This window comes from Streptomyces macrolidinus, from assembly GCF_023887685.1.
Lineage (GTDB): Bacteria > Actinomycetota > Actinomycetes > Streptomycetales > Streptomycetaceae > Streptomyces > Streptomyces macrolidinus.
In genome coordinates, this window is sequence record NZ_JAMWMR010000004.1 from 110,088 (window position 1) to 130,387 (window position 20,300).

The 20,300-nt window shown below is 70.2% G+C and carries 21 protein-coding genes and 2 pseudogenes; 13 read left to right on the forward strand and 10 right to left on the reverse strand.

Annotated features, from left to right (window positions below):
• Positions 1-127 precede the first annotated feature (127 nt).
• On the forward strand, positions 128-532 hold the full coding sequence (locus NGF19_RS06245) for a MarR family winged helix-turn-helix transcriptional regulator (protein ID WP_252422800.1): 405 nt from the start codon (positions 128-130) through the stop codon (positions 530-532).
• A 75-nt stretch (positions 533-607) separates the two neighbouring features.
• Here the strand turns inward: NGF19_RS06245 and NGF19_RS06250 are convergent, their stop codons facing one another.
• The 3 genes and pseudogenes from NGF19_RS06250 to NGF19_RS06260 all read right to left on the reverse strand — a co-directional run bounded on the left by NGF19_RS06250 (position 608) and on the right by NGF19_RS06260 (position 1,491).
• Positions 608-775, reverse strand: a complete 168-nt coding sequence (locus NGF19_RS06250; RefSeq protein WP_252423245.1) for a hypothetical protein — start codon at positions 773-775, stop codon at positions 608-610.
• Between the two features lie 20 nt (positions 776-795).
• Positions 796-1,113: pseudogene (locus NGF19_RS31095) on the reverse strand (hypothetical protein); the annotation flags it as partial.
• A gap of 21 nt (positions 1,114-1,134) precedes the next feature.
• Positions 1,135-1,491 (reverse strand): hypothetical protein, encoded by a 357-nt coding sequence (locus tag NGF19_RS06260; RefSeq protein ID WP_252422801.1) that lies wholly within the window; start codon positions 1,489-1,491, stop codon positions 1,135-1,137.
• A 924-nt stretch (positions 1,492-2,415) separates the two neighbouring features.
• Here NGF19_RS06260 and NGF19_RS30880 point away from each other — a divergent pair.
• Positions 2,416-3,351 (forward strand): helix-turn-helix domain-containing protein, encoded by a 936-nt coding sequence (locus NGF19_RS30880; protein WP_252422802.1) that lies wholly within the window; start codon positions 2,416-2,418, stop codon positions 3,349-3,351.
• Between the two features lie 29 nt (positions 3,352-3,380).
• Positions 3,381-3,818, forward strand: a complete 438-nt coding sequence (locus NGF19_RS06270; protein ID WP_252422803.1) for a hypothetical protein — start codon at positions 3,381-3,383, stop codon at positions 3,816-3,818.
• A 46-nt stretch (positions 3,819-3,864) separates the two neighbouring features.
• Here the strand turns inward: NGF19_RS06270 and NGF19_RS06275 are convergent.
• Positions 3,865-5,386, reverse strand: a pseudogene (locus tag NGF19_RS06275) (S8 family serine peptidase).
• A 53-nt stretch (positions 5,387-5,439) separates the two neighbouring features.
• Complete coding sequence (locus tag NGF19_RS06280; protein ID WP_252422804.1) at positions 5,440-7,752, reverse strand: ATP-binding protein; 2,313 nt, start codon at positions 7,750-7,752, stop codon at positions 5,440-5,442.
• Positions 7,753-7,968: 216 nt separating this feature from the next.
• Between NGF19_RS06280 and NGF19_RS06285 the strand changes: the two genes are divergently transcribed.
• The 4 genes from NGF19_RS06285 to NGF19_RS06300 all read left to right on the forward strand — a co-directional run bounded on the left by NGF19_RS06285 (position 7,969) and on the right by NGF19_RS06300 (position 10,282).
• The gene (locus NGF19_RS06285) at positions 7,969-8,724 is read left to right on the forward strand and encodes a DUF4232 domain-containing protein (protein WP_252422805.1); all 756 of its coding nucleotides are present in this window, start codon (positions 7,969-7,971) and stop codon (positions 8,722-8,724) included.
• A gap of 201 nt (positions 8,725-8,925) precedes the next feature.
• Positions 8,926-9,237, forward strand: coding sequence for a hypothetical protein (locus NGF19_RS06290; protein WP_252422807.1), 312 nt, complete (start codon positions 8,926-8,928; stop codon positions 9,235-9,237).
• A 24-nt stretch (positions 9,238-9,261) separates the two neighbouring features.
• On the forward strand, positions 9,262-10,011 hold the full coding sequence (locus NGF19_RS06295) for a DedA family protein (RefSeq protein ID WP_252422811.1): 750 nt from the start codon (positions 9,262-9,264) through the stop codon (positions 10,009-10,011).
• A gap of 58 nt (positions 10,012-10,069) precedes the next feature.
• A complete protein-coding gene (locus tag NGF19_RS06300; RefSeq protein WP_252422812.1) occupies positions 10,070-10,282 on the forward strand; it encodes an EF-hand domain-containing protein in 213 nt (70 codons plus the stop codon).
• Positions 10,283-10,341: 59 nt separating this feature from the next.
• Here NGF19_RS06300 and NGF19_RS30885 read toward each other — a convergent pair whose 3' ends face one another.
• Positions 10,342-11,007: a DUF3618 domain-containing protein gene (locus NGF19_RS30885; protein ID WP_308288453.1), complete on the reverse strand. Its 666-nt coding sequence runs from the start codon at positions 11,005-11,007 to the stop codon at positions 10,342-10,344.
• Positions 11,004-11,423: a phage holin family protein gene (locus tag NGF19_RS06310; RefSeq protein ID WP_252423204.1), complete on the reverse strand. Its 420-nt coding sequence runs from the start codon at positions 11,421-11,423 to the stop codon at positions 11,004-11,006. The genes NGF19_RS30885 and NGF19_RS06310 overlap by 4 nt, the downstream gene beginning before the upstream one ends.
• A gap of 594 nt (positions 11,424-12,017) precedes the next feature.
• Here NGF19_RS06310 and NGF19_RS06315 point away from each other — a divergent pair.
• The 4 genes from NGF19_RS06315 (at position 12,018) to NGF19_RS06330 (ending at position 15,300) form a co-directional block, all read left to right on the forward strand.
• The gene (locus NGF19_RS06315) at positions 12,018-13,112 is read left to right on the forward strand and encodes a peptidoglycan-binding domain-containing protein (RefSeq protein WP_252422813.1); all 1,095 of its coding nucleotides are present in this window, start codon (positions 12,018-12,020) and stop codon (positions 13,110-13,112) included.
• A gap of 298 nt (positions 13,113-13,410) precedes the next feature.
• On the forward strand, positions 13,411-13,761 hold the full coding sequence (locus NGF19_RS06320; RefSeq protein WP_252422817.1) for a hypothetical protein: 351 nt from the start codon (positions 13,411-13,413) through the stop codon (positions 13,759-13,761).
• Positions 13,762-13,863: 102 nt separating this feature from the next.
• The gene (locus tag NGF19_RS06325) at positions 13,864-14,436 is read left to right on the forward strand and encodes a L,D-transpeptidase family protein (protein ID WP_252422819.1); all 573 of its coding nucleotides are present in this window, start codon (positions 13,864-13,866) and stop codon (positions 14,434-14,436) included.
• Between the two features lie 264 nt (positions 14,437-14,700).
• Positions 14,701-15,300: a hypothetical protein gene (locus NGF19_RS06330; RefSeq protein WP_252422821.1), complete on the forward strand. Its 600-nt coding sequence runs from the start codon at positions 14,701-14,703 to the stop codon at positions 15,298-15,300.
• Positions 15,301-15,303: 3 nt separating this feature from the next.
• On the opposite strand, the gene NGF19_RS06335 is transcribed toward NGF19_RS06330, so the two are convergent.
• Complete coding sequence (locus tag NGF19_RS06335; RefSeq protein ID WP_372505591.1) at positions 15,304-16,284, reverse strand: VOC family protein; 981 nt, start codon at positions 16,282-16,284, stop codon at positions 15,304-15,306.
• Between the two features lie 22 nt (positions 16,285-16,306).
• Here NGF19_RS06335 and NGF19_RS06340 point away from each other — a divergent pair, with 22 nt between their 5' ends.
• A complete protein-coding gene (locus tag NGF19_RS06340; RefSeq protein WP_252422825.1) occupies positions 16,307-16,927 on the forward strand; it encodes a CGNR zinc finger domain-containing protein in 621 nt (206 codons plus the stop codon).
• 18 nt (positions 16,928-16,945) lie between these two features.
• On the opposite strand, the gene NGF19_RS30890 is transcribed toward NGF19_RS06340, so the two are convergent.
• Together NGF19_RS30890 and NGF19_RS06350 are read right to left on the reverse strand one after the other, a co-directional pair.
• Positions 16,946-18,073 (reverse strand): SGNH/GDSL hydrolase family protein, encoded by a 1,128-nt coding sequence (locus NGF19_RS30890; RefSeq protein ID WP_252422827.1) that lies wholly within the window; start codon positions 18,071-18,073, stop codon positions 16,946-16,948.
• A 403-nt stretch (positions 18,074-18,476) separates the two neighbouring features.
• Positions 18,477-19,133, reverse strand: coding sequence for a TetR/AcrR family transcriptional regulator (locus NGF19_RS06350; protein ID WP_252422829.1), 657 nt, complete (start codon positions 19,131-19,133; stop codon positions 18,477-18,479).
• Between the two features lie 210 nt (positions 19,134-19,343).
• Here NGF19_RS06350 and NGF19_RS06355 point away from each other — a divergent pair, with 210 nt between their 5' ends.
• On the forward strand, positions 19,344-20,285 hold the full coding sequence (locus NGF19_RS06355; RefSeq protein ID WP_252423206.1) for an alpha/beta hydrolase: 942 nt from the start codon (positions 19,344-19,346) through the stop codon (positions 20,283-20,285).
• Positions 20,286-20,300 lie beyond the last annotated feature (15 nt).

A 20,300-nucleotide genomic window follows, 5' to 3' on the forward strand; every position in this document is an offset into this window, starting at 1 on the left:
AGAAGAACGCTAGCCGGTGAATGATTAGCCGTCAATCGATGTGCGTGCGGTTCGGGCACGCACTCTCACGCATCACCGAAGGGCCGCGATGTCAGAGTTCCTGGACCTGCACGGCAGAACGTCGAAAGTGCTCCGGTCTCTGGCGGACGCGGCCATGCGACGCCATGGGCTGCACGTCGGACAGAACCACCTGCTCGCCGTGTTGTGGGAGCGGGACGGCAGTACGCCGGGTGAGGTCGCCGCCGCGCTGAACGTCACGACGCCCACCATCGTCAAGATGGCCGACAGGATGACCTCGGCCGGGCTGCTCACTCGTCGCCGCGACGACCGGGACAACCGCCTCGTCCGGCTCTGGCTCACCGACGTGGGGCGTGCGCTGCGGCAACCGGTCGAGGCGGAACGGCGGTTGATCGAGGAGAAGGTCACCGCGGATCTCACCGAGGCCGAACGCGAATCCCTCCTGAACGCCCTGGCGAAGGTCCACCGGGCGGCGAGCGAACTGCTGAACGAACCGATCGACTACTCGTCCTGACCGGACGGAGCGCCTCCCGCGCGAATCCACATATCCGCTCTCGCCCCACGGCCCACCGTGGCCCCATCGGCACCGTCACCGAGCACGTTTCACCCGCATCAGCAGCGGAATCGCGGCCAGTTGCAACACGTAGGCGGCGGCGATCCGGCCCATGGCGGCCTGGAAGATCCAGAAGGCGCGCGGGATGCCCCGCCGGTCCGGAACACGCTTGCTGCTCCCGCCCCGCGCGGTCCCGTGCCGCACGCCGAGGACCGGAGCTCGCCCGCGGAGCGCCGCCGGAAGCCCTCCAGGGTTTCGACGGTGGTGGTCTTCCTCGCGCCGTTGGGGCCGAGCAGGGCGAAGATCTCTCCGCGGTGGATGTCCGGTTCGACGCCTCGAAGCACCTCGGTGCTGCCGTACGACACCAGCAACTCCCGTGCGAAGACGGCCGGTTGGCCACGGATCACGACCTCAAGCGGGACTTCGTCCCCGAGCGGGTCACCGATGAAGTACGCGTCGTGCTTCGCAGCCGTGCGGCCACCAACCTCCTGTGCCGTGACCGCGACGCTGCCTGTGCACAGGAAGGTCGTGCCGGACCGCACCCGCCCTCGGTCCGCAGGCGGTCACGGCCGCAGCAGCCGAGCCTGTGGGTCGTAGCAGACGAGCCCCATCGCTGCAGCGAGATCGGCGGCGTAGGCCGAAGCCTCCTCGGCCATGCTGTGCCGCATCGGGAGACAGATGAACGGCCCGGACGCCTCTCCGATCAACGGCCCTGTCGACCAAGGGGAGTTGTCCTCCTCGTCCTCCGTGAGATCCTCCCATCGCGCCAAGAGCCCGGCAACGTACTCCGCGATACGCGGTGACGGCGGAATCTCTTCCTCCGTGTCGATGTAGCAGTCGTACAGCCGGGTGAGGACCTCGCCCGCGACCACATCGTCAGCGGGCTTGCTGCCTTCCCATACCGCCAGGTCGTAGCTCATGGCCGAACTGTGCCACACCCTGCTGACAGCACCGCTCAGCGCCGATCGGCAGGCCAACTGCCCGACCATCGGGACTTCGACAGCCTGTAGCGACCCCTGGTGCGGTGCATCGCGCGATGTCCTCGCGGTCGGGAAGGGCCGGCGGACCGGGCTTCTTTTGTTGACACGCTTATGGATCTTCAGGGGGCAGGCGGGAGGCACGTGACGGATACACAGACAGGTACGGAAGTCTGTGCGAGCATATGCGGATTCGCAGATTCACCCGACATGTCCCGTTTTGGCGACCACTTTTGATCGAGTGTCACTGTTTGCGAGCGGGGCTCTCTGGATATGCCCGGCCGTGTGGTGGTGGGCACCCATACCCATGACGCTACTTTCTGGCACCGCTCCGCTGCACCAGGTAGTAGCGTCCTGCTTCCGGCGTCTTCTGCCGGACGGCAAAGACCCCGGCTCTCATGGTTGGTAGCCCGCGTGCCGGGGTCTTGTCGCTCACAACGCCAGCCCGACACGAGGGAGATCCCTGATGCCGCTACGCCGACGCCCAACTCGGCTTCCCGCAGGCGCGAACGCACTCGCGAAACCGAGCCGCGAACGTATCATCCCGTCACCGCCTCCAGCTCAAACCCCGGTGTGGCATGTCAAGGCTGTCATGCTCCGCGGGAGCCTGCCTGTCGCCGCGATCTGCCTCTTCCTGCTCGCGATCCCGGGCGCTCTGCCGTCGCGTGTACTGCCCATGGTCGCCCTCTTTCTGACGGCCGCTCACAAGTCTGTGCTGGTCCACCAGTGGATTCGCCGCCGCTGACCTGATCGCCGGTGGGGCGCGGACCGACACCTGCGTCCCACCGGCTCCAGCCCGCGTCCGGCCGTCTGCGGCCGGACGACCCGGTACAGATACCTGTCCAGCACCCCCGAAAGAGGTTCCCTGTGTCCACTCGTTCTCACGCGCAGACGGCTGACGGCACACGGCGGCCCGCCCGCTCCGTACCGTCGGCCTCCCCGGCCCGTGCCACCCGCTGCACCGAGGCCCTTCGTGACTTCGCCGAGGACTGCACCGTGGTCTCCGAAGCCCTGCTGTCCAGCGCGTACAGCGCGGCCGTACCCAACACCGAACTCCTTCAGCGTCTCGTCAGCCTCCGGGACCTGGTGGACGAGGCGATCGGGGTCGTGGTCGTCCGCCAGCGAGCACAAGGCAAGCCGCTCGCAGAGCTCGCACCGATCGCGAGAATCACCGAGGACAGACTGCGCAGGAAGTACGACCCGCCCTCCGTCGACCATTCCCTGACCATCCGCCACCGACCCAAGCCGGTCACCCCCGCCCAGCCCGCGGCAGCCGCTGACGGCACACCGACCCCGAGCCGCCCGAGTCGGCGTCTGGCCGCCGCCCTCACCCGGATGCGGAACAGCTCCAACCGCCGCCAGCGGGAACTCGCCCAGCAGATGGGCGTCGACGAGTCCTACGTCTCCCGTATGCTCTCCGGCCAGCGCGACCCGTCCTGGAAACACGTCAGGACCATCTGCGAGATGTGTGGGACCGACCCCAAGCGGATGAAGCCCCTGTGGGAAGCAGCCGCCGACGTACAGCCCTCGAACTCCGACGACCCCGTCCAGTACTTGCGCACCTATCTGCAGGGGCTCCACTACGCGCTCAACTCACCGGACGCCGAAGGCATTCTCGCTGCCACTCAGTACACCATCAGCGCCGACGACCTCGACCGCGCGCTCCACGGCCCCGGCGTCCCGGAGTGGTCGGTGATCGACCGTCTCACCGTCGTCCTGCAGAGCCGGACCACCATCACCCGGCCCCTGTGGCGCCGTGCTCAGGCGGCGGCCGAGAACGACCCCACCACCGCCTCCAGTTGACCCGCCCGCCCATCGCCAGGGGAAGGACCATGAAGCCCACACCGCCCACCGCGTCCGTGCTGACAACCGCCTTCTACGCCTTCTACGACCTGCACCGCCCGGCCTACCACGCCTACGCAGCCGCACGTCTCCCTCAAGAGGAGGCCCAACTCAGCGTCACCCAGCTCTTCAACCTCATCGCCGGCAACTGGACCTGGCTCATGACCGAGCGGTGCCCCTCCGCCTGGGCCTGGGAAGAGCACACCAGGGCCGTCGCCCGTCGCGCCGGCCGCACCTCCACCCCGGCCGAGGACGCCGCGTTCCTCCACGACGACCTCCGCCTGAGCATCGACCGCATCGCCATCATCACCGGTGCCGCCCCCGCCCGGGTCACCGCGCTCCTGGCCGCCGCCCGCCGCATCTGCCAACCGGCCGGCCCCAGCGCCGTGCTCCAGCACGGTCTTGCCGGCCCACCGCGGCGCCGGTGACGACGAGGCGACGCGCCAGCGGTTGCTCAGCCGGGACGGATGCCGCCTAACTCGTCACCGCGTTCAGCGCGTTCACGATCCCCTTCCCGTAGAACCCGTTGTTGTTCCTCGGTCCCTCGCACACCGCGTCGATCGTGCCGTCGGAGTCGATGTCGTACGGGTTCGTGCACGGGGTGGCGTCGGCCTCGGAGTACAGCAGGGCCTTCACCTGGCCGGGGGTGGCGTGTGGGTGTGTCGACTTGATGAGGGCGGCCACGCCCGCGACATGGGGGGAGGCCATCGACGTGCCCGCCTTGTAGGCCCATCCACCGCCGGGCATCGTGCCCCGGATCCGACTGTGGGTGGCCGGTGCTGTCGGAGGCTGGTAGAGGGCGGAGTCGCCTCCGGGGGCGGCGACGTCGATGACTCCGTGACCGTAGTTGGAGAACGATGACTTGATGCCCTTCGTGCCGGTCGCGGACACGGTCACCACGCCGGGCAACTGCGCCGGTATGTCAAGGCACTTGTGTGGGCGATGACGCGGTCGCCCGGTGTGCCGTCGTCCGGGGAGGCGGGGTCGGTGAGAGAGTCCGCGTCCAGGTCGTTGCGTTCGTTGCCCGCCGCCGCGACGTTGACCGTGCCCTTGCGCTCCGCGTACCGCGAGGCACGGGTGACCGCGTCCACGAGCGCCTTCCGGTCCACATCATCCGGGCAGTTGAAGTTCCACGGGTCCAAGTAGTAGCTGTTGTTGGTGACGTTCACGTGGTGCTCGGCCGCCCAGACGAAGCCGCAGACCGCGGCCTCGGTGTAGACGTAGCCCTCCGGATCGGCCACCTTGATGCCGGCGACCTTCACGCCGGGCGCTACGCCGGTCATGCCGCTGCCGTTCTTGGCCGCCGCGATCTCCCCCGCGACGTGCGTGCCGTGGGCGCTCCCCGGCGATGTACCCGGCCGCCAGGCTGCGTCGGCGGTGTCCGGCTTGCCCGACACGCAGTTGACGGACGCCGCGCGGTCGAAGTTCGGGTCGAGGTCGGGGTGGGTGTCGTCGACGCCCGTGTCGATGACGGCGACCGTGACATCACGGCTGCCGAGCGTCTTCTCGTGCGCCTTGTCCGCCTCGATGGCGCGCAGGTCCCACTGGGACGGTTCCAACGGGTCCTGACCATCGGCCGCTTGAGTGATCGCTACGTCGTCGGCGCTGAGCACCTTCGTCGTACCGACCTCGGTGGTCGACTGCACGGCAAGGGGTGCCGTGCGGGTGGCACCGGCCGACTGCACGCCCGGGACCTTGCGGATGGTGCGGGCGAAGTCGGGGTTCGAGGAGTGGACGACGACCACACCGATCTGGTCGTACGCGACCGTGATCGTGCCGCCCGCGGCGGCGATGGCCTTCTTCACCGACGCGGACGGGCCCTTCCCGGTCGCGATGTTGACGACGTAGCTGAGGGAAGTCGCATTGGTTGCCGTTGCCTTCCCTGCTCCCTCGGCCGCCGACGCCGTGACGTCGGGCAGGAGGCGACGGTGGTTGCCATGGCCATCCCCAGCGGAAGGGCGACGGGGCGAAGTGTGCGCGTGCGCGGCGTTGTCATGGAGGTCTCCGTCCGTTCGCGGTACGAGGGTTATGACGCGCGCTGAGGATCAACTAGTTGATCGACCGGGCGGCGGCTTCCTCGAGTGCCGCGAGGGCGGTGGTGGCCTCGGACCGGCGTGGGTTGCTCAGTGCGGCAAGCGCGTCGCGGGCGGCGAGCAGTGTTTCGCGGGCCTCCGGGTGCCCTGTGGCGCGGAGTACCAGGCCCAGGTCGAGTCGGGCCGGTCCGGCCCAGGCCGGCATCTGGGCGGCCTCGAAGGCAGCGAGGGCCTGGCGGAGCGAGGGTTCGGCCTCGGTCCAACGTCCCAGGGCCGCCAGGTCGTTGCCGATCTGTTGCCGGGCGACCGCGTGGTACAACGCGATCAACTCCTCCGGCCGGCCCGGGATTCCCTCGCGGCAGATCCGCTCGCTGCGGCGGTGGATGTCCAGGGCCTCCGCCGTTCGACCGGCCTGACGGAGCAGGCTGCCAAGGGAGTTGAGGATCGTCAGCTCGGCAAGACGGGCCTGCGGGGAGTCCTGCGAGGTCAGGCAGCGGGCCGCCTCTCGCAGCCGCGCGTGAGCCTCTTCCGTCCGGCCCAGCCGGTGGAGCGCGCCCGCACCGTAGCCGAGTGCCCAGCCTTCCTGAAGCCCGTCCCCGCAGTCTCGGGCCGCCACGAGCGCGGCGTCGGCGGTCGTCAGGGCGGTGTGCGGATCGTGGACGCAGAGGTTGTAGGCCCAGGCGAGGTAGTTGAGATGGACCGCCTCCTCCTGACCGCTGCCGAGCGCGCGGGCGGAGTCGGCGGAGCGCTGGAACACCTCCACCCACTGCTCCCAGTGCTGGTTGAGGTCGGAGAACCAGTGCATCGCCTCCGCCGTGTCCAGGACCTGCCGGTGGTGACCGCTGTCGTGGGCCCGGCGCAGCGCGGCGAGCCACTGGGCTCGCTCGGCCTCCAGCCAGGCCCGCGCCTCCTCTCGGCCTGTGGGCGCCCCGTCCGGGTCGGGGTCGCCGTACGGTGAGGTCCGGGCGTGCTCGACGTCGAAGTGCAGCGCTGCGGCCGTGGCCCGGCGCAGCATCCATCGTGCGGTCCGGTCGAGGGCGGCGTCGCGGATCACGGGGCCGTCCTCGGCCGCGACCTGCTCGGCCGCGTAGAGCTTGAGCAGGTCGTGGAAGCGGTAACGCTCGGCGGCGGCATCGCTCTGGAGCAGCCCGGCGTCGGTCAGTTCCTCGGCGCGGGCCACCGCGTCGTCGTAGGACAGATCGGCCAGGAGCGCGCCGGTCTCCGGGCTGAAGTCCGCCCCGGCGGCCAGCGAAGCACGGCGCAGGAACGTCCGTGATTCCGGGGGCAGTTGCCGGTACGAGAGCGCGAACGCGGCACGCACCCGCAGGCTTCCGGCCTGGAGGCCGTCCAGTCGCCGCCCCTCGGCGGCGAGGCGGGCGACGAGCTTGCCGAGGCGTTCGTGCGGGCGGCTGAGGAGGCGTTGGCCCGCGATCCGGACGGCCAGCGGCAGATACCCGCACAGGTCGGCGAGGTCACGTGCGGCCTGTGCCTCCGCCCGCACCCGGTCCGGGCCGATGATGCGGGTCAGGAGTTCGACCGCCTCCTCGCGCCGCAGCAGGGCCAGATCACAGCGGTGGACGGACTCCAGACCCGCCAGGGAGTGACGGCTGGTGACGAGGGTCAGCGACGGGCCGGTACCGGGCAGCAGGGGAGCGACCTGGGACTCGTCGACGGCGTTGTCCAGCAGCAGGAGCACACGTCGGCCGCCGACCATGGATCGCCACAGACCCGCACGGTCGTCGGTGCCGACCGGTATCGCGGCGTCCGTGACCCCCATCGCACCCAGCAGCCGGGCGAGTGCGTCCCGGGGAGTGGTCGGTTCGGGATCCATGCCGTGCAGGTCCAGGGCGAACTGCCCGTCCGGGAAGTACGGGGTCAGGCGATGCGCCGCGTGCACCGCGAACGCGGTCTTGCCCAGACCGGGCTGCCCGGTGACCACGGTGACCACCGGCCGGCTCGGCTCGATGTCCTGGGCCAGCTCCAGCAACCGGGCGAGGGCCGGGACGCGGGCGGTGAAGTCCTGGATGTCGCGCGGCAGGGCCAGGGCGGAGGGGGCGGCCGGGCCGGTGGCCGTCCGGGGGCGCGGACGGCCCAGTGCGGCGGACTTCTCCAGGCTCGCCGCCTCGTCGTCGTCCAGTCCCAGCGCCTCGGCCAGCATCTGAACCGTACGGCGCTGTGGCCCTCGGGTGCGCCCGCGTTCCATGTCGGCCAGGGCCCTGACGCTCACCCCGGCCGCGTGCGAGAGAGCCTCCTGGCTCAGTCCGGCGCGTGCCCGCAGATGGCGCAGCCGCTGCCCGAAGTCCCCCGTGGGAAGCGTGCCATCGCGCACCGTCGATGTTCCCCGATCGTCCGGCCCGTCCGGATGCGAGCCCCCGGCAGAAGTATGGCGGACGGTACTTCTGCCGGGAGAACCGCCTGGTGAGGCAGGGCCCGGAGGTGGTCGACTCAAGGCAGGCGCCGCACTTCCCACAGGTATGTGAACCAGTCATTCGAACGACGTGTTCGGTGCAGACCGCGGCCCCGTACTACTCACGGAAGAACCTCCATGAACACTCTTCGTCACCGCTCCGCCCTGCTCGCTGTCGCCGGCACCGCCCTCGTCCTGTCCCTCACCGCCTGCCAGAGCGACGAGGACACCAAGTCGACGTCCGCGGCCACCTCTTCGGCGACCGCGGAGGCGTCGGACAGCAAGGACACCGGCATGTCCGACCCGACGGGTTCGACCGACTCGGCGGCCTCGAACGGCTCGACGGGATCGAAGGACTCGAAGGGAGCGACGGGGTCGAAGGGCTCGGCGGGCTCCGCCGACGCCGACGGCTCCGCGGGGACGACCGGCGCCAACGGCTCTTCCGGGTCCACCGGCAAGCAGGCGACCGCCTCCACCCCGGTCTGCACCGCGCGGGATGTCACCATCACCGCCGCCAAGCAGGGCGGCCCGCCCTACACCCATCTCGTCCTCACGGCGAAGAACACCTCCGGCCACTCCTGCCGGCTGACGGGATTTCCGCGCATCCAGTTCCTGGAGAGCCACAAGCAGGACGTACCGTCCGTCGCCAAGAGCAAGCCGGCCGCACCGGTCGTGCTCGCGGCGGGAGCCCCGGCCTACGCCCTGGTGAAGCTGTCGAACGGCGGGGTCGACGAGGACAACGAGCCCGTGGTGGCGTTCTCCGTCATGTTGGAGGGCGACTCGACGGTCATCACCGTCTCCGCGCCCGGCAGCGGCGGCGTCGCCGTCGACCCGGCGCAGGCTCTCACCGGCTACTGGACCCCCGAACTGCGCAACGGCGCGGACGACTTCTGACGACGACGGCTGAGATCTGCTGCCGGTACCTGACGGGTCGAGGGGCCCGTCAGGTACCGGCAGCTTCACTGGTGCCTCCCCGGCCGATGTCTCCGTCCGGCCGTCACCCGCGTGCCCCGCCAAGATGCCGCTTCGTCCGAGCTGAGGAACGCTTGACGCGTCGTCAGTCTGTTCGTCTCGTCCACCCTGCCGGAGGGCTCGATGAAGCGCACGCGCGCTGCCGGAGTTGCTCTTGTCGCCGCCGCCCTGTTGTTCGACGGGACCGGAGCCGCGTACGCCGCCACGACACACGCTTCACCCTCCGCTCATCCCCACGTGCGCGCGAACGCCTCGCACTCACCCACCAAGCGGCAGATCATCGACGTCCTCGGCCCGACCAGCGCCGTGAACACCGGCCTGTACCGCTTCACCCGCACCATGTCCGACGGCAGGTGGGTCATCGCCAACCGCCACTCCTCGGTCGTTCCCACCGAACTCGGTCGGGTGTTGTCGGGCCGTCAGTCCGGTAGTTGAGCAACTTCCACACGTCGCGCCACGATGACCGCGCCTCCCCTGCCGGGCGTACTGGCCGACCTCGCCCCGGTCCTCGAGGACTGGGGCTACGCGGCGGTCGGCGGCCTGATCTTCCTGGAGGACTTCGGCGTTCCGGTTCCCGGGGAGACCGTGCTGATCGCCGCGGCCGTATATGCCGGGGCAGGGCGGCTGAACGTGTTCGCCGTCGCCGTGATCGCGGTGGTCGCGGCCGTAGCCGGTGACAACATCGGCTACGTCATCGGCCGTTACGGTGGTCGCCGCCTCGTCGCGCGGTTCGGCCGCTATGTCCTGCTGACCCCGGAGCGTGTCGCCAAGGCGGAGGAGTTCTTCACCCGGCACGGCGGCAAGGTCATCACCGTCGCGCGCTTCATCGAGGGGCTGCGTCAGGCCAATGGCATCATCGCCGGACTCAGCGGCATGCCCTGGCACCGCTTCCTCGCCTTCAACGCCCTTGGTGCGGTGCTCTGGGTGGGCACCTGGGTGTCCCTCGGAGCTCTCGCAGGCGGCCACATCAACACCTTGTATCCGGCCGTTCAACGCTACGGGTTGTACCCGACCGCCGTAGCGGTGGTCGTCCTGATCGTCCTGCTGGCGCGTAGGCGGCTGCGTCGCCGTACCCCTTCGGCGCCGTCACCGCCGTCACCGTCGTCGCCTGCCCCGAACACCCGGGACGCGCGGGACGCCGGGAACGCCCGGGACGACCAGGACGGCCAGGGCGACCGGGATGACCAGGACGGCCAGGGCGACCGTTAACCTGGTCTTCGTCAGTAGGTGCGGTCCGTAAGGACAGCAGGTAGAAGGGGCGGGTCCGGTGGCGGACATCGAGACAGCACGCAAGGAATTCCAGCGGATCGACGAGAACGGCGACGGGTTCATCACCGCCGCCGAGTTCAAGACCGCCCTCGCGCAGGGAGGCGACTGGAACGTGACGGAGGCGGTGGCGGAGGCCGTCATCGCGTCCCGCGACCTCGACGGTGACAAGCTCCTGTCGTTCGACGAGTTCTGGGCGCACCTGAACAAGTGACGTGACCGCGAAGGGGGCGCCCGCCGACCGGCCGGGCGCCCCCTTCGTCGTCGTTCGCCTCAGGAACGCTTGCCGCACCAGCTCTTTCGCCCGGCCCGAGCCGTGGTCCGAGTCGCGCTCCGACCCCAGGTCCGACTCCCGGTCCCGGTCCCGGTCACCTTGTCCCGGGCCTGGGTGCCCCAGTACTGGATGGTCTCCAGCGGCCCGTTGGGGGTCTGCCGGCGCCGGGCCCGGCGCCGTCGGAGCAGTACTCCCGCCGTGGTCAGCGCCGCGGCCGTCCCGCCACCGGTGAGCAGCGAACGCTTGTTTGAGCGCTGGCCTCCCTTCGAACCGGCCTCACCCACTCCTTCCTGGGTGCCGGCGGGCCCGATGTCCGAACCGGTGCGGCCCGTCCCGCCCATCTGCTTGTGCCCGTCGTGCCGGTGCGCGCGGGCGGCCCGTCGTTCCTGCACCGTGTGCGTGGCGTGCGCCGCCTTCTCCTGGGCTCGGTGCGCGGCCTGTGAGGCACCGCTGCGCAACTGGCCCGTCATCGTGCCCGCCTTGTTCTTCAGGCCGGAGGCGCGGGCCTTGGCCCGGCTCTTCACATCAGCTCTGTAGGCCAGCTCCTCGACGGTGTCGCCGAGCCGGCTCCTGGTCTGTGCGATCTGCAGCCTCAGCTCGTCGGGGCCCTTGGCACCGTAGGCCGCTCCGGGCCCTCCGCGCGCCCCTCGCATCCTGTCGCTCATCGGTGGTGTGCCCTTCCCTTGATCTCCCCGACGTCCGCTCTGACGCTCTGCATCGTCTCCTGAGGCTTGGGCGGTACGGCCCGGCGCAACTGAGTGCGTCCGACGATGCCCAGCAGACCCGCGAGCAGCATCAGCCCGAACGCCACGGTGAGTGCCGCGGCCCACACGGGCAGCAACAGCACCAGGGCGGCAGCCGCCGCCGCGGCGAACGCGAACAGTGCGATGTAGGCGAGCGCGCCGGACGCGCCCAGCATCCCTCCGCCGCGGCCCGCACGGCGCCCCTTGTGGGTCAGTTCCATCTTGGCGAGGGCCATCTCCTGCCGTACGAGCTGGGAGATCTGCTCGGTGGCCTCGTGGACGAGCTGTCCCATCGAATGGTCGCCCATCGGGCGCTCGCCGGGCGCACGCTCGCCCATCGAGCGGTCGCTCGGCGCACGCTCGCGCAGGGCGTGGTCCCTCATCAGGTCCTCGTCCCTTATGCGGTCGTCCACCGGATGTGCGCCCGTCGGGCGGTCGCGCACGGGGGTGCGCCGATCACTCCTGGGCCTTGCTTCGATCGTCCCGGTCACGGTCTCCGCCTCCTCTCGGTCCGGAGCACCCGAGTACCCCGGGTACCCCGGCTCACTCGCGCTACGCACACCACGTCGCGACACCACTCCTTCCTGTGGGTGAGTCGGCCGCTCTGGTCCGCCGCTGTGGCGTGCACTCGTCCGGGTGAACGCAGGGCGTCGTACCGCGGTGGTCGGACAAGGCCGACCGACGCGGGCGCAGACGGCTTGGCCGCACGTCCGGGGTCGTACGGAGCCGAGGCGGGGGCGTGGACGGCCCGTACGCGGCCGTGCCGGACGCGGCGATCGCGTCGTTACGATCTGCGCTGCCGAGGCCGATGCAGCGGCTGTCTGCCGTCATGCACAGACCTGACCTGCTGTTATGGCGCTATGCAGGCGCTGCGGAGGCCTGGTGTTCGGCAGGACGCTGTTCGCCAGGACGACGGGGAGGGACGCGTACACATGGCGCAGGAGCGGGGTGGCGAGGACCGGGAGCGGAGCGCGGGGGTGCGGTTGGCGCGGCTGCTGCGCCGCTGGTGGGAGGAGGCCGGGAGCTCGGCCGGTGGCACCCGGCCGACGCAGCAGGCGCTGGCCGCGCGGCTGGGGGTCGACCAGACGACACTGTCGCGCTACCTGAACCCGATGCATCTGTCGACCGCTCCGCTGAGAGTGGTGGAGTCCCTGCACACCCAGTTGCGCGCCCCGGCGGCGGAACTCGAACAGGCGCGGGCGCTGTGCCGGGCCGCGCTGCGCGAGAACAGCCGTCGACGGGCCGCCGACGGTGCGGGGGAGCAGGGCGTGGCGGCGGGGCGTGCGAACGGATCCGACGAACTCCCTGCCCCCGGTGCCGTTCCCGGGGAGGCTCCCCGGACCGTTCCCGGGGAGGGAACCGACGCCGCCGTCGCGCGCGGCGGCGCATCCGGTCGGCTCCGCACCCGCTGGCTGCGACCGACTCTCCTCGCGGCGGCCATCGTCCTGGCGTTCAGTTCCGGAATGGTCGTCAACGACCGTCTCTCCACGCCGGACCGCGAGGCCACGGTCGCCGCCGCGGCCGGTGCCGCTCCCGCGAGCGAGCCGTCGTACGAGTGGCCGTTGCTGTACATGGACGGGCAGGACCAGTACACCCGTGCGCGCGCCCTCCAGTACCTGCTGAACGCGTACGGCTACAAGGTGCGGACCGACGGGTTCTTCCGGGAGGACACCCGGGACGCCGTCATGGACTTCCAGCGCAGGAAGTTCCTGCCGGTCGACGGCAAGGTGGGCAAGCTGACCTGGCCGGAGCTGGTGCGGGAGGTCGGGCCCGGCTCCAAGCCCTTCGAGGTGCGGGCCGTGCAGGAGTTGCTGAACAACGTGGGTCTGGGCGGCACTTCGGTGTCGGGGAAGTTCACCGCGGTGACCGCCGAGGACGTGAGGTACTTCCAGCACAGGTACGGCATGCCCGAGACCGGCCGGGTGGACGTGGACACATGGCTGGCGCTGCTGGTGAATCAGCTCCCTCCCGTCAAGGCGCCTGAGTACCAGAGAGCCACGAGCCCGCTGCCTTCCGCTTCCGACTGAGCAGGGCTGCGATCCGTGCCGCCCGAGGACGGGGCCTTCACTCCCGAGAGTGCTCCGCATTCCCTATGCAGCGGGATGCACCGAGCCATAACACCAGGTCAGCGCCCTGCCATGCACGGTGCATCGATGCACCTCGGCAAGCAGCCGGGATCTTCTTCTCCCGCCCGGCCGCCCCGGCAATGCTGATTCCGCGACCGGCACTCCCGGACGGTCCGCCCCTCGGCGGGCGATCAGGTCCAGGTACTCGTCCCGGCACGCTCTCTGTTCCTTGTCAGCACACTGCCCGAAGGGGGCACTCATGTCCGCTGTCCGCAAGACCATCACGTCCGTCACGTCGGCCGTCGTCATCGCCGGTGGGCTGGCCCTCGGCGCCGCCGGCCAGGCGAGCGCGGCCTCCTGCCCGTCCTCCGCGTCCCCGAAGATCAGCGGGGCCGAAGCCCACTGGGACCTGCGCTGCTCGGGCAACAACCTGACCGTGTCCGGCTGGGTCGAGGACACCCGCATGGACGGCAAGTGCGCCGTGGTCCGTATCAGCGCGGGCAACGGTGCCTACCGCAAGGTGTCCGCGTGCAACTCCGGCGTCCGGAAGTCGTTCAACTTCACCTTCGCGAAGACGAAGTCGGCCCAGCTCCGCCTGGCCATCGCCTGACCGCGCACGGGGCGGGCCGCACGGCCCGCCCCTGCCCGCGCACACGACCCCTGCCACACCCACAAGCCCTACGGAAGCCCTACGGAAGAACGAGGGGTACACATGAGCAGCGACGGACTTCCCCTGCGCGGCGCCGTGATCGCCTGGGCGGTGGTGACCGCGCTGGCCCTGGCACCGACCGCCGCCGCACAGCGGCCGGTCGAGGCGCCCGCGGCGGCAACCACGGCGACCGCGCTGGTCTTCGACAAGAACCAGCACGACCCCACCGACTCACGGCTCTCCGTCTACCGGGGCAAGAAGCTGTGGGCCGTCTACCGGGCCGGGTCGGGCATCGGCGTCAAGAACGACTGCGCGCGCGGCAAGGGCTGGCTGCCGAACGGCAGTTGGGGGATCAGGCGCAAGACCCGTACGTACGACGGTGAGTTGATCAAGGGGTACGCCGTCTACCTCCAGGACATGAGGTGCTCCAAAGGCACGTTGACGCGTACGGAGATGTTCATCCACTCCGAGATGAACCGCGACGGCAGCCAAGGCCGCGGCAAGGCCCGCAAGTGGGACGGCGACGTCGACTACCAGTCCAACGGATGTGTGAAGTTGACGCCTACCGACATCAAGAAGATGTTCCGGCTCCTGGACCGCATCGGCTGGCCGACGCACCTGCGCGTGGTGTCCTGACGCACTGTCACCACAGGTACGGGACTCGGTGTACCTGCATCAACCGCCTTGAGGCGGGCCCGACATGGCCAACAGCCAGAAGTACTGGCCGCAACCTCGGGTGACGCGGCGTCGGGGTGACAAGTGCCACCACGCGTCACGTCGGCGCTTCCCGTCAACTCGGCTACCGCCGCGCAACACCACCGTCTGGTTCCCGTCGCCCACAGGAGTGAGCCGCCCCCGCGCCACCCGCCGCACGCTTGCCCCGCCGCGAAGACTGGCGCCATGTCTGTGCCTTCACTCACCGTGCGGCTGCTGCGGCGTGCCGCCCTGGTCGCGGCCACCGTTCTGGCGACCACCCTGTCCACCACGCTCGTCGCCGCGCCCGCCGCACAGTGCGCGGAGTCCTGCGGCGGCTCCGTCGTCGTCGCCCCGCTGTCCCAGGAACCGCCCAGCACCGGCCCGTGCACGAGTCCGGAACCGGTGGTGTGCGAGATCCGCCGCTCCACCCCGGCGGAGCGAGTGGAGCAGCGGGAGATCCGTATGCGGTACCACCAGCTCATCGGTGACATGGACCGTGAGCGGTGCGCGATGCGTACGGAAGGGCGCAGCCCGGAGGAGATCGCCCGCCGCCTGGTCGACATGCGCAATGACGCCAAGGAGATCACGCGGGCCGGGATGTCACCGGAGGACGTCCGGCTGCTCGAGGAGCGCAACCTGGCGAAGTACGGCAACCCGCTCGGCCCGACGGCCGACCAGCTCTACCTCAAGTACGGCTCCTGGGAGAAGGTCGCGGACGCCGCCACCCGGACCAGCGGCGCGGTCGACGGCGAACTCGGCCTGGAGTACCGCCCGTGCCCCTGTGAACCGGCCCCCGCGGCCTGACGGTTACTGGTGAAGCTCGTCGCTGTCGGCGGCGTACGTGCTGATCTCGATCAGGTTGCCGTCGGGGTCCCGTAGATAGGTGCTGGTCATCGGGCCTAGGGCACCGGTGCGCGGTACCGGCCCCTCCTCCACCTCGACACCGCAAGCGGTCAGGTGCCGGTGGACCTGGCTCTGGGGCAGTTCGGTCACCAGGCACAGGTCGGCGCTTCCCGGTGTGGGGCGGGTGGCGCGCGGCATGAGTTCGCGGCCGACCTCATGCAGGTTGATCTTGCTGGTGCCGAAGGCGAGGGCGCGGCGCCCTTCCCCGAAGGTGACCGGCCGCATACCGAGGACCCGTTGGTAGAAGTCGAGGGTCCGCTCGATGCTCGCGACGGTCAGCACCAGGTGGTCGATTCCCGTGATCTGTACGGGAGAAGCGAAGTGGCCGAGCTGCCGCGTGCAGGCCTCGCGGGCGGCGGTGGAGAGCAAGTCGCCCGAGCGGACGAACAGTTGATGCAGATCGGCTCCGTAGCGCGCGGCCAACTCGTCGTTGTGGGCCAGTACGTCGAGTTCATTGGCGGCGGTGATCTCGATGAACGCGCGCAAGTCGGCTTCGCTCGGCGTGTGTTCGGAACCGGTGAAGCGATCACGGAAGACGATCGGCTCGGTGCCCCCGAACTGCGGGTAGACGACATCACGGTTGCAGCACGCGTACAGATGGACCAGAGCCTCGGCGCGGTCGCCGATCAGCTCGGCCAGCAAGGATCGATCGGTGACCGGATGCAGCCACTGGTCGAACCCGTCGGTCCCGTACGTCGCATGACACAGCCCCGCCACCTGGACCACGGGATCCGCTCCCCAGTCCGCCAGCAACTGCCGTACGCGACACAGGTGTTGCAGGAGAGTGCCGCCGGGGTGGGGCATGTCGGCGGCGCCTCGGTCGCGGAGGAAGGTCTCGACACGAGACCACGAGGGTATGGGCGCGGAGCCATCAGCCATAGCCATGGTCACGAGTTATAGTCGTGACGTGACCATCCAGGCAAGCCCATCGGGCGAGGTACCCGCGGAGGAACTCGCGTTCAACTTCCGCTCCGGACGCCTCTGTCTCGCGTTCGTGGCCACGGTGGGCGAACGCTGGCGTGGCCGGTACGAACGTCTGCGCCGACCGTCCGATCTCACACGGTGGTGCCGGGAGGCGGGCCTCCTGGACGCGTCCGTGCGGGTCACCTCCCGCGAACTCGACGAAGCGCGTGAGCTGCGCGAGGCGATCTACCGCCAGGCGCGGACAGTGATCAGCGGTCGCCCGGCGGCCCGCCAGGACGAGGCGTTGATCAACGCGGCTGCCGCGGCCCCGCCGCTCGTTCCCGTCCTGCGCGCCGGACACGTCCGGCTGACGCTCCCGTCCGACGGAGCCGCGCAGGCCGTACTCAGTACGCTCGCCCGTGACGCGATCGACCTGCTCGGTGGCAGCGCCCGTGGCCGCGTCCGGGAGTGCGCCGGCGCCGAGTGCGGACTGCTCTTCGTCGATACGAGCCGACCTGGCCGACGGCGCTGGTGCTCCAGTACCGCCTGTGGAGGCAAGGAGCGGGCCGCCGCCTACCGTCGCCGCAAGCGCGAGGAGTCGGAGAGCGGCGGCGACCCTGAGTGAACTGGTGGCGATCCGGGGCTACTTGCGCAGGATCATGCCGAGGTCGATGGTGTCGGCCATCACCTGGTAGCCGAGGTCGCCCGGGTGGAGGTGGTCGCCCGAGTCGTAGGCCGGGAGCATGTACGCGGGGTCGGCGGGGTCACGGAGGGCCTTGTCGAAGTCGATGACACCGTCGAAGGCATGGCTGGTACGGATCCACTCGTTGGCGGCCTGGCGCTGCTGCTCACCGTAGGCGGAGCCGTACTCACCGCCGAACCTGCCGTTGGAGCCCATGAAGGGCACCAGCGTGCCCCCGTAGACCTTCAGGCCACGGGCGTGGGCCCGTGCGATGACCTCCTGGTAGCCGGAGACGAGGTCCGATGCCTTGGCACCGGCGGCGCCGATGTCGTTGATGCCCTCCAGCAGGATCACGGACGTGACGCCGCTCTGGTTCAGTACGTCGCGGTCCAGCCGGTGCAGCGCGCTGATGCCGAAGTACACCGGGACGCGGTCGACGAGTACTTCGTTGCTGCTGATCGACGCGTTGGCCACTGCCGGTACCGCGCCGGGCAGTCGGCTGAGGCGCCGTACGAGATAGTCGGGCCAGCAGTGGTCGGCGTTCATGGTGGAGGCGGCGCCGTCGGTGATGGAGTCGCCCAGGGTGACGAGGGTGCCGTCGGCGCCGTGACCGCGTACCACGTCGACGCCGTCGACCAGCATCATGCAGGTGGTGGTCGTCGGGTAGTCGGTGCCCCCGTCGGCCGCGGCGTGGTCACCGGCCGACGAGATGAAGCTGTTCTGCATACCGAGGTTGTGGTGGGTGACCGGCCCGGTGCTCCCCGGTACGTACACACTCACCGACAGACGCGACAGCCCTCTCACACTCAGGTTCACCGGGTCGCTGAACAGCTCCGCCCCGGCCGGTATGTCGGCGGACTTCCGCCCGGAGAAGGTGAGTTCGCGCAGGGTGCCGCTCTCAAGGGAGGCGCCGGAGCCTTGGCGGGCGACGGTGGCGTGGCCTACGTGGAGGGTGCTCGTCCCGAACGAGTTGGTCAGCCGGACGCGGATACGCCGCCCCGCGGCCCCGGTGGTGACGACGTTACGGACGGTCTGATGGGACAGCCCCTCGGCGCTGGGACAGGCGGCGGACGAGGTGCTCCCCTCCACCGGACTCCCGGCCCAGGCCGTGGCCCAGGGCCCGGCGCCGGGTCGCGGAGCTGCCGATGAAGGGGTTGCCGACGACGGGGTTGCCGCGATGAGCGAAGCGCCTGCGGCGAGAACGGTGGAGAGAGCGAGGGCGGCGGTACGTAGCCTCGGGCTGGCCATGTAAGTCTCCTGATCTGATGCCTGCGTTGGTGCTCTGCGATGGCGCACGTGCGGCGGCGGAGAGAGTCGGTGTGGCCGGTGATGTGACGTCAGTCACCTGATGAGCGCGGGATCGAGTGTGCGATCACGGGGGACTCGGGTCAACCCCGCGCAGGGGCGTGCGAAGGATGTGACCGGAGTTCACCACCGTCGACCCGAAGATCTTCACGAAGTGCTGGTTCCTGTGCTCAGCGGCTCCTGTGCTTCAGCGGCTCGCCTGTCGGTCGGCTCGGGCCTGGATTCCGTCCAGCACCATGTCGAGCATCCGGTTGAACTCGGTCATGGACCCGAAGTCGGTCATCAGAGGTGCGAGGGCGGACATCGTCGGGTGTGTCTCGGTGTCGAACTCGGGGACAGGGCTGGGTCCGTCGGGCCCTTCACCCGTGCGTGCCAGCAGATGTCCGTTGAGGAAGCCGAACAGCACCATGGGTGCGTCCGCGACCACTTGGTCGGGCAGTCCGGCTTCGCGCATCGCGGTGAGCAGGCGTTCCAGGGCGGTGAGGGCCACCGGTGAGGTCTGGGCGCGGGTGGCCAGGAGCGGGAACACCCGGGGGTGGCGGTAGGCCATGTCCCGGTAGAGGTGCGCCGTGTGGCGGGCGATCTCCCGCCAGTCGTCGCCGTTGTGTGCCGCGTCGTCGGCGCCCGGCGGCATCTCGGCGAGCACGGCCTCGGAGACCGCGTCCAGCAGCGCCGCCTTGCCCTTGATGTGGTGGTAGATCGACATCGGGTCGACCCCGAGGTCCTCCGCGAGCCGCCGGACCCCGAAGCGCTCCAGGCCGTCGCGGTCGACGAGTGCGACGGCGGTGGCGGCGATGCGCTCGCGGTCGAGCCCCGCCGAGGTGCCCCGTGTGCGTCTGGCCACGTCCAACTCCCTCTGTTTCTCCCTCTGTTTGCACAACCTACACCGTAGAAAGTACCTTGCTGAGCGAAACCTACGGCGTAGGTTTCGGCCATGCGGGCCATCTGAACTCCAGGAGGAGACATGAGCGAGAAGGCCATCGGAACGGACCGCCCCTCGGTGGACGACGGGTTACGGCGGCAGGCCACGGGAGGTGCGCCGGACTGGTCGGCGATGACGGCCGACGAACTGGCCGCGTACCGCGACGCGGAGAACCGACGGCGTGCGTCTCCCGACATGCGTGCCATCACCGGGCACCCGGACCCGGGCGCCGCGATCGACTGGCAAGAGGTGGCATTGCCCGGCCGTGACCTCCCGGTCCGGGTGCACCGGCCGACAGAGCGCGACAGCGGCAGCGGCGGTGACGGCGCGGGCCGGGGCGAGTTGCCCCTCGTACTCCACGTGCACGGCGGCGGGTTCGTCGGTACGGCGGTGCAGTGCGACTGGGTGACCAGCCACCTCGCCGCCCGACTGCCCGCACTCGTCGTCTCGGTCGAGCACCGCCTCATCGCCCCGGACACCCCACTGGCGGCGGCCGTCGACGACGGCTGGGACGTGCTTCGGCATGTGAGGGAGAACGCCGCGACCTGGGGTATCGACCCCTCGCGCATCGCCGTCTTCGGTGAGAGCTGCGGCGCGTTGATCAGCGCGCTGACGGCGATCCGGGCCCGGGAGGCCGGTCTACGGCTGCGAGCGCAGGTGCTGGTCAACCCCGCTGTCGACGTGACCGCGACGATGCTCGACCACGCCTCGGTCGCCGAGCACGCCGACAGCCCGACGCTCACCGTGCCCCAACTGCGCCTGATGCGACGGCTGGCCGTCCCGCCGGGCACGGACTCTCGCGCGCTGTCACCGCTGTACGCCGACAACCTGGGCGGCTTGCCCCCGGCGCTCGTGGTGGTGCCGACCCGCGACCCGCTGGCCGATCACGGCCGCCGCTACGCCGAACGACTGCGAGCGGCCGGGACGCCCGCGCGACTGACCGAACACCCCGAAGCGGGGCACGCGTTCCTCAGCATGCCGGGCGTGGTGCGGCAGGCCGAGGCCGCGCGTGCGGAGATCTTCGAGTTCCTCCAGGACTCTCTCGCCGCGCCGCACGGAAGGACGACGCTCTGATGACGAAGACACAGC